This is a genomic window from Bacillota bacterium (assembly GCA_040754675.1).
Taxonomy (GTDB): domain Bacteria; phylum Bacillota; class Limnochordia; order Limnochordales; family Geochordaceae; genus Geochorda.
Genome location: JBFMCJ010000220.1, coordinates 1 through 6825 on the forward strand (window position 1 = coordinate 1; position 6825 = coordinate 6825).

At 65.0% G+C, this 6825-nt stretch carries 9 protein-coding genes; 3 read left to right on the forward strand and 6 right to left on the reverse strand.

What is annotated here, in order from left to right; all coding sequences use genetic code 11:
* Positions 1–109: 109 nt before the first annotated feature.
* The 4 genes from AB1609_13005 to AB1609_13020 form a co-directional block, all read right to left on the reverse strand.
* The gene (locus tag AB1609_13005; GenBank protein MEW6047378.1) at positions 110–1309 is read right to left on the reverse strand and encodes a membrane dipeptidase; all 1200 of its coding nucleotides are present in this window, start codon (positions 1307–1309) and stop codon (positions 110–112) included.
* A gap of 273 nt (positions 1310–1582) precedes the next feature.
* Complete coding sequence (locus AB1609_13010) at positions 1583–1921, reverse strand: DUF4387 family protein (protein MEW6047379.1); 339 nt, start codon at positions 1919–1921, stop codon at positions 1583–1585.
* Positions 1914–2066 (reverse strand): hypothetical protein, encoded by a 153-nt coding sequence (locus tag AB1609_13015; GenBank protein MEW6047380.1) that lies wholly within the window; start codon positions 2064–2066, stop codon positions 1914–1916. The genes AB1609_13010 and AB1609_13015 overlap by 8 nt, the downstream gene beginning before the upstream one ends.
* Positions 2067–2170: 104 nt before the next feature.
* Entirely contained in the window at positions 2171–2407 is a 237-nt protein-coding gene (locus AB1609_13020) for a hypothetical protein (protein MEW6047381.1), read from the reverse strand.
* 699 nt (positions 2408–3106) lie between these two features.
* On the opposite strand from AB1609_13020, the gene AB1609_13025 reads away from it, so the two are divergent.
* Positions 3107–3451, forward strand: a complete 345-nt coding sequence (locus tag AB1609_13025; GenBank protein ID MEW6047382.1) for a nucleotidyltransferase domain-containing protein — start codon at positions 3107–3109, stop codon at positions 3449–3451.
* Positions 3432–3905 carry a HEPN domain-containing protein gene (locus AB1609_13030; protein ID MEW6047383.1) on the forward strand — a complete coding sequence of 158 codons (474 nt, stop codon included), beginning with the start codon at positions 3432–3434 and terminating at the stop codon, positions 3903–3905. Before AB1609_13025 ends, AB1609_13030 begins: the two co-directional genes overlap by 20 nt.
* A 73-nt stretch (positions 3906–3978) precedes the next feature.
* On the opposite strand, the gene AB1609_13035 is transcribed toward AB1609_13030, so the two are convergent.
* On the reverse strand, positions 3979–4389 hold the full coding sequence (locus AB1609_13035; protein ID MEW6047384.1) for a hypothetical protein: 411 nt from the start codon (positions 4387–4389) through the stop codon (positions 3979–3981).
* A gap of 329 nt (positions 4390–4718) precedes the next feature.
* Between AB1609_13035 and AB1609_13040 the strand changes: the two genes are divergently transcribed.
* Entirely contained in the window at positions 4719–5534 is an 816-nt protein-coding gene (locus AB1609_13040) for a hypothetical protein (protein ID MEW6047385.1), read from the forward strand.
* Between the two features lie 771 nt (positions 5535–6305).
* On the opposite strand, the gene AB1609_13045 is transcribed toward AB1609_13040, so the two are convergent.
* A complete protein-coding gene (locus AB1609_13045; protein MEW6047386.1) occupies positions 6306–6716 on the reverse strand; it encodes a hypothetical protein in 411 nt (136 codons plus the stop codon).
* Positions 6717–6825 lie beyond the last annotated feature (109 nt).

The following is a 6825-nucleotide window of genomic DNA, read 5'->3' on the forward strand; positions in this document are numbered from 1 at the left end:
CCGCTGACCGGGGCCGGCAGGCGTCCCCCCCTGGCAGGGTGGCAGGCTGCAGGGCAGCCTGCCCTTGCCCGTGGCCTCAGGGGGTGCCCCGGCGAAGCGCCAGGTCGGGTCACGCCCAGACCTGGCGGAGGACCCGTAGGATGTTGCCTCCCACCGCCGCGGCAATGTCCTCGTCGGAGTACCCGTGCTTGATCAGCCACCCGATGATGTTGGGGAAGGCTTCGGCCGGGTTCTCGATGCCCGCCACGTATTCGACCTGGGGGAAAGGCTCGATGCCGTGCGCCGCCGAGATGGAGAGCTGCGATGCGAACGCCCGGTGCAGCCCCACGTGATCCCCAAACAGCGTATCCGGCCCAAACGCGACGTGGTCGATCCCGACCAGCTCGACGCAGTACTCGAAGTGCTCCATCACCGACTCGAGGCTGTGCCGCGGGTGGGCGCGGGTGATGGTGGTGTGGGGTGCGGCCTCGATCCCGATCACGCCGCCCTTCTCGGCGCACGCCCTGAGCACCTCGTCGGGCTTGAGACGGTTGGAGTTCCACAGGGCGCGCGCTCCGGCATGGGTGATGAAGACCGGCTTGTCGCTCGCTTCGATGACGTCGAGGGAGGTGCGGTCGCCGCAATGGGAGACGTCGATGGCCATGCCAAGGAGGTTCATGCGGCGTACCGCCTGACGTCCGAAGGCGGTCAGTCCGCCGTCCCGCGCCTCCTTGAGGCCGGAGCCAAGGGCGTTGGCCTCCGAGTAGGCAATCCCCATGCAGCGGATCCCGAGCCCGTAGAGGATGTCGATGCGGTCGAGCTCGTTTTCGATGGGGGTTGCGGCCTCGAGTGAGGGGATGACGGCGATCTGACCGTTGGTCTTGGCCCGGAAGATGTCGTCGACGCGCTCGGCACGGATCAGGAAATCCTGGTGCGCCCAGTCACTGTAACGCATGCCGATGTCCCATATGACGTCGTCCCACTTCCAACCGGCCTTCGAGGTGATAAGCGCCGTGCCGTCCATGAAGTTCTCGAAAACCGCGTCGAGGCCCGAGACCGCCAACGCTTCGTAACCGGTGAAGTCTCGCCCCTCGCGGCGGTACTCGAAGATCTGGGTGACATCCTCGGGTGCGACGAAAAGGTGGTCGTGCAGCGAGATGACCGGGTACTGCTGGATGATCCGCTCGAGTCGCGCCTGTTCGTCCTCAGCAAGCCCCAGGTCGTACGGTGCCACCCGGCCCAGTTGTTTGGCCAGGCGGAACGGCCGGTAATCGGCGCCGGGCTCGAGGTACTGGTACGATTGATAGCCGTCGTAGCGCGCCTTTCTCATCCAAGCTGCTCCTTCCAGGTCCTTACATATCGGCCGCCCGCTTGCCCGCCGGCGGCCTTATGCAACCGGATTACGCCGCCTCCCCCGGAGGCTCCTACGGCGGGGGACGCTGCGACGGATCCATACTGGCCTGGCGGCCAGCGCCGCCGGCCGTCGTGCACCCCGGGACAGGCGCCCCGTCCCGGTGCGCTCGGGCTCCCCGGCGGGAAGTCGGGCCGCTTTGAGTGGACCGGAGGCCGGCGCCGCGGGAAGCTGCGCAGCCCCAAGCACCGGCTACAACTGGCGCAGCTCCAGCGTCATCTCTTTCAACGGCACGTACTGCTGCGCGCCGAAGGTGTCCGCACACCGCACGTCCCCGGACGCCATGCGGGGATGTTTGAAGACGGTGATCTTGATGCCGAGCGTTTGGTCTGAGAAAAAGATCCCTTCCACCGCGCTCTCGGGCACTTTCAACTGCCGGGCTACCGCGGCCTTCGTCAGCTGCCCGGACTCCTTGATGGCCCGGTAGCGCTCGGGGTCCCGATAGAAGACGTCGATGGTGGTGCGGAAGGGCCCTGCGTTCTTGCTTCGGAAAATCCGAGCCCCGTCCGCCAGCCTGACCCGTTCACCCATGGATGCGGCCCCCCTCTGCAAGGCGCCCGCCCGCCAGCCACCCAAACTCACCCGGGTCGCACGGGAACTCGATCACCTTCATCCGGAACGGCTCCAGAGGGTCTTCCAGTTGCAGCGCATGCCACACCCGCCATACGTACCGCATCCATCTGTTGAAGCAGCGCCGGGTCCCGGGCGCCCGCGAGGGCCGGCCGGCAACACGAGTTGCATGGTGGCTGCGGTGGCCACCGGCACCGAGGACGTCGCCGCTCAGTGCGGGGTTGGGTTCTCGTCCGGCCATTGCCTCACAGGCCGGCTCAGGATCCACCGGATCAGGACCGTGTAGGGGACATGCTCACGCTCGGCCGCACGCCGGATCCGCTCCAGGACGTCGGTTGGTAGCCGCACGCTGGCCACAGCCATCTCCCGTGTCGGGACCTCCCGGACCATGTCCCGGAGGAGTTGTTCGCCCGCCCAGTGTCGGTGCGGGTGGAGAACGTTCGGCACCGGCGTCATCCCGGACGACGCCATCGCCGAACGGGTCGGAGCCCATCATGACCTGCGCCCCGGCGCCCTGATCCCCCGCCTCGACCTCCTCTGGGAAGCACCGATCTGGCCAGGCGCCTTCGGACCGCGGCGTTCGGGCGGGGCGGGAAGATCTCCACAGCCCAAGCGACCTCCGTCCGGACCGCCGCTGACGGGGAGCTACCGTAGCCAGCCGGTGCCATCTGCCGCTCCTTTTTCGAGGCGGGGCGAACGGTTGACCGGCAAGGCCTCTTGGCGCCACAATGGGGCAGGGACGGGTGGCCGGAGCGACAGGTAGTGTAGTGGTCATGCAGACAGTCGACGATAACCTCAGTGATCCGGTTCTGGCGGAAGTGGTACACCGGCTCGTGCAGGCCTACGAGCCTGTACATCAAGGGCGGTACCGGCCTGCGGCTGACGACGGTGACCGAGGGTTCGAACGCATCAGCACGCACGGCGTGCCGCCGGCTTGCTCGACGAAGAACCGACCTGAGTGGCCGTACGCAGGCGGTCATTGACCAACTGCGTGCACGCCAGGTGCTGCCGTACGACGCGGCCGGCGTGAACCTTCAACCGGCGGGCGGGCGGGTGCGCCGGCAAGCCCCTGTATCTGTGGCATCCGTGGTGCATTTGTGGTACACAAAAAGTGGGGCTCGGTTCGCGGGGAAGTTGGGATGCACTGTGGCGGATCAACTGGTCGACCTGAACGACGACGTGCTGGTCGCCGACGCGGTTCGGCGACTCGTGGAACGCTTCGCACCGTTGCGGATCATCCTCTTCGGCTCGAGGGCACGGGGGACGGCCGAGCGCGACAGTGATATCGACCTTCTGGTCGTACTGCCGGAGTTACACGACAAATACATGGCAACGGTGGAGATGTTGAGGGAGTTGCGGGGCCTCGGAATACCGGTTGACGTCGTGCCAACCGATCCGGAAGAGGTCAAACGACGAGGACACGTGGTCGGCTCGGTGCTACGGGAAGCCATTCGTCACGGAAAGGTCGTCTATGAGCGAGCTGGAGGCTGAGCAGCGACAGGAAGCGGTGCGGTGGCTCCGCTATGCGCAGGAGGATTTGCTCACGGCGCAAGCCGTGGAGCAAAACCCGTCTCTTGCCCGTCGCGAAGTGTGTTGGCTAGCACAACAGGCGGTTGAGAAGGCACTGAAGGCCGCCCTCGTGTTCTGCGGCGTGGACTTCCCAAGAACTCACGACCTTGACATCCTATGCAGGCTGCTGCCGGACGGGTGGGCAACCAGGGAGAGGTTTCCCGACCTGACAGAGCTTACTGCTTGGGCCATTGCAGCGCGCTACCCCGGCGAATGGTCCGAGCCCACCGTTGTGCAAGCTGCGCGCGCCCTTGAACTGGCAACCAAGGTGTTTCATTCGATTCGCGCAGATTTGGCCGTCCATGGATTCCCAGCGGCTCGTGATCCCGCCGATGATCATGACCAGCCGGCCCACGAAGCGCGACCACGGGCATAGACGAAGTCAGTGTCAAGTAGTAACGGGCTCCTTGCGGTGCTCGTGGAGGCCAGAAGCCGATCGCTGATTCCCTCTATCCGCCACGAACTCGACCGCGCTCAAAGGCGGGTCCTACGAGCTCATGAACCCACGCCTGCGGATCGGGGAACGGTCTCCAATCCCGCGCCCATTGCAGCAGCCGCGCTGTGTCATACCGGCGCCAGGCATACTGGTAGTAACGGTGCCCTGCTCTCGACCTCCACTCCAGCTGGTTGATCCCCCACCACCGGATAATGGCCGGGACGTCACTTTCCGGACGAGTGCCGAACGCGGCCACGTGGACCTCATCCCACGGAACATCGCTATCGTGGAGCGACAGCCCTCCCGCCTTTGGTCGAACCGCCCGAGCGAAGAGGGCAAGCGCGCGCCGCTGGCCGTCGTCCGCAGTCTGCCAGCGCCCCTCAAAGTGCCCTCGAAAGGAGATTCTTCGGACCGTTCCAGGCACCCCCTGACCTCCCATCCCGGGTTTGAAACCCTTTGGGAGACTCAAAGTCAGGGCGATTCTTTTGAAATCCGCTTTAAGTGTCAGTTACCCACGTAAAAAACAGAGAATAACCACTTTTTTCGTTGTGTGATGTTTGCCACTAAATCCAACCTCCAGTGATGCCGAACGAAAAGCCCGAGAAACCGCAGGGTTGCGGGCGGAAAGAGGGTTCCACGAAAGAAGAGGGGAGATTTCTAATGGCCAGCAACGTTACACAACAACGTCGTGGCCTGCCGGCTTGCGCCGGTAGGCTGGCCAGAGATGGTGGTGCTCGAATCAGGAGGGTAGTGTTGGCCGCCCTGGTGGCAATTGTGTTGGGCATGGTAGCCAGCAGTGCAGTGCTGGCGGCCGATTGGAGTGTCGTGCAAGAGAAGTTGCTGGCTCAGGTCGATGACGCCCGGTTGGGTTTTTTTGACCGGCTGGCCAAGCGTAATGCTGTTCAGTCTGCCATCCGAGAACTCCAGAAGGCCTACGGGGATATTGACGTTCCTGTCGATCTTGTGGTCGAAGCGGTCAGGCTCTCGGCCCGTGGAACTTCCTCCGACGAGTTCCGCCAGCTCGTGACCGGACTGGTGCGAGCCATGGCAGAGGGGCTGGATCCGGAGACCGTGAAGACGTTGATCGAAGCTGCAACGAAGGGCAGGCTGGCCGGGCCCGACCTGGCGCGCATCGCTTTCGGTCTCGACAAGGTGAGCCGTCTCCACGACCGGGAGCAGCTGGAACGGACTGCGGAGATAGTTCTACAGGTACTGGACGACGCGGAGGCCGTCAGGGCTCTGGGTCAAGCCTTTACCATGCAGAAAGTTTCGGGCGAAGAGATCAGCAATCTGGTGGAGGAGCTGCTGGCGGAGGGAGTTCGCGGCAAAGAGCTGGCCGAGGCTGTGGTGGATAAAGCTACGGAGGCAGTCGAAACAGCCCGCAAAGCGAGTGCTGAAATGGGTACCGGGGAGAGCTCGGGGCCGGGTCAGTGGGAGCAACCAGCAAGTGGTGGTGGCTCGGAACCCGGGACACCAACAGGCCCCCACGACAAGGGTGACCAGGGGTCCACGGGTGGTGTAGAGCAGGGAACTGGGTCGGGGTCGCCGAGTGGCGGCGGTAGCTGGTAGCCGCGGTTGGCGTCATGGAAACGCCGCTCATGGGGCACCGGGGAAAGCAGTGGCGCCGAAGAAGCGCTGGCTGCGCGGGAGGGGGAGGGGCGACTGCTCCTTCCCCTCCATCGCGCAGGCGGAGGTTGGCCGGCTGCCGAAGGAAGGGGGAGTCCCTCAGGCGCTCCTGCCGGGCGGCGGCCGCTGCTGCGGCCCGCATCACGCAACCTGCGCATAGTGGGCATCGAGCGTGACGAGGTTGGTGAAATGGTGGCGGTGGTGAGCATGGGTTCGGCGAACTGGCGCTGATGCGGGTTTTTGGCGTGGCGACGATGATCCACAGAACGTCTTTGATCGGGAAAGGGTATCGCCGGCGTGGAAGCTCGCTATCTACGCGGTGGTGCTGGCGGCCCTGGTGCGGATCGGGGCGGGGTTCTTGCTGGGGCCGGTGAGAAGGGCGTCGGTCAAGCGAAGGGTGACGGTAACACAGGGCAAGCCCGGCCTGGTCCTGCCATGAATTCGACGAGCACGGTTCGTGCCACTCAGCGGGGCCCTACCCTGGAGCTGACCGCAGCATCCGGCCCCGCGTTGAGGTCGCTGAACCCTGCACGTCGTCCGGGCCGACAACACTACACCGCCGCATCGGCGGTTTTACCGTCCACAGGCTCGGCGTGCGGCCCGACGGGTGCACTCGGGCCCACGTGCCGCCGTCCCTGCCGAATCTGAGCACATCCTGGCAGGAGGTCCCAAAGCGAGGCCTTGGGGGGATTTGGGGGTCCCTTCGGCGTGGGCTCAGGATCCGTGCGCTGTAACACCCAGGGTCCGTCCCACTTCAGCCCGGACAGGCTGCCTCCAGAACTCCGCAAAGAACACCCCGAATATGCTCACCATCAGGCCCAGAAAGCCCGCCACAACCGTGTTGAGCAGCGTCCTGGGCCGAGCCGGGGCCGTCGGAGCCTCCGCCGGACGTACCAGCGTCAGGGTCGACGCCCCCAGGCGCCCGGCGAGCACCATCCTCTGGGCTTCATACTGGGAGACGGCCGTCTCGTAGTTGCGGCGAGCCGTATCGACTTGCCAGGTCAGCTCCTGGCGCTCGGCCTGCGCCCGCACCAGTTCGGCGGTCAGCGCCTGAAGCTCCTCGGCGAGGCGGCTCAGGGCTCCCTGGACGTTTTCTCTCTCTACCTTTAAACCGAAGTTGCTCAACTTGAAGTCCCCCGATTTGCCGTTATGAAGCCATTTGCTGTCGTTTCAGGGCGAGGCCTTCTGTCTACCCATTGAGACAAGCGAGTGGAGGCCGACCCGGGCCAAGACC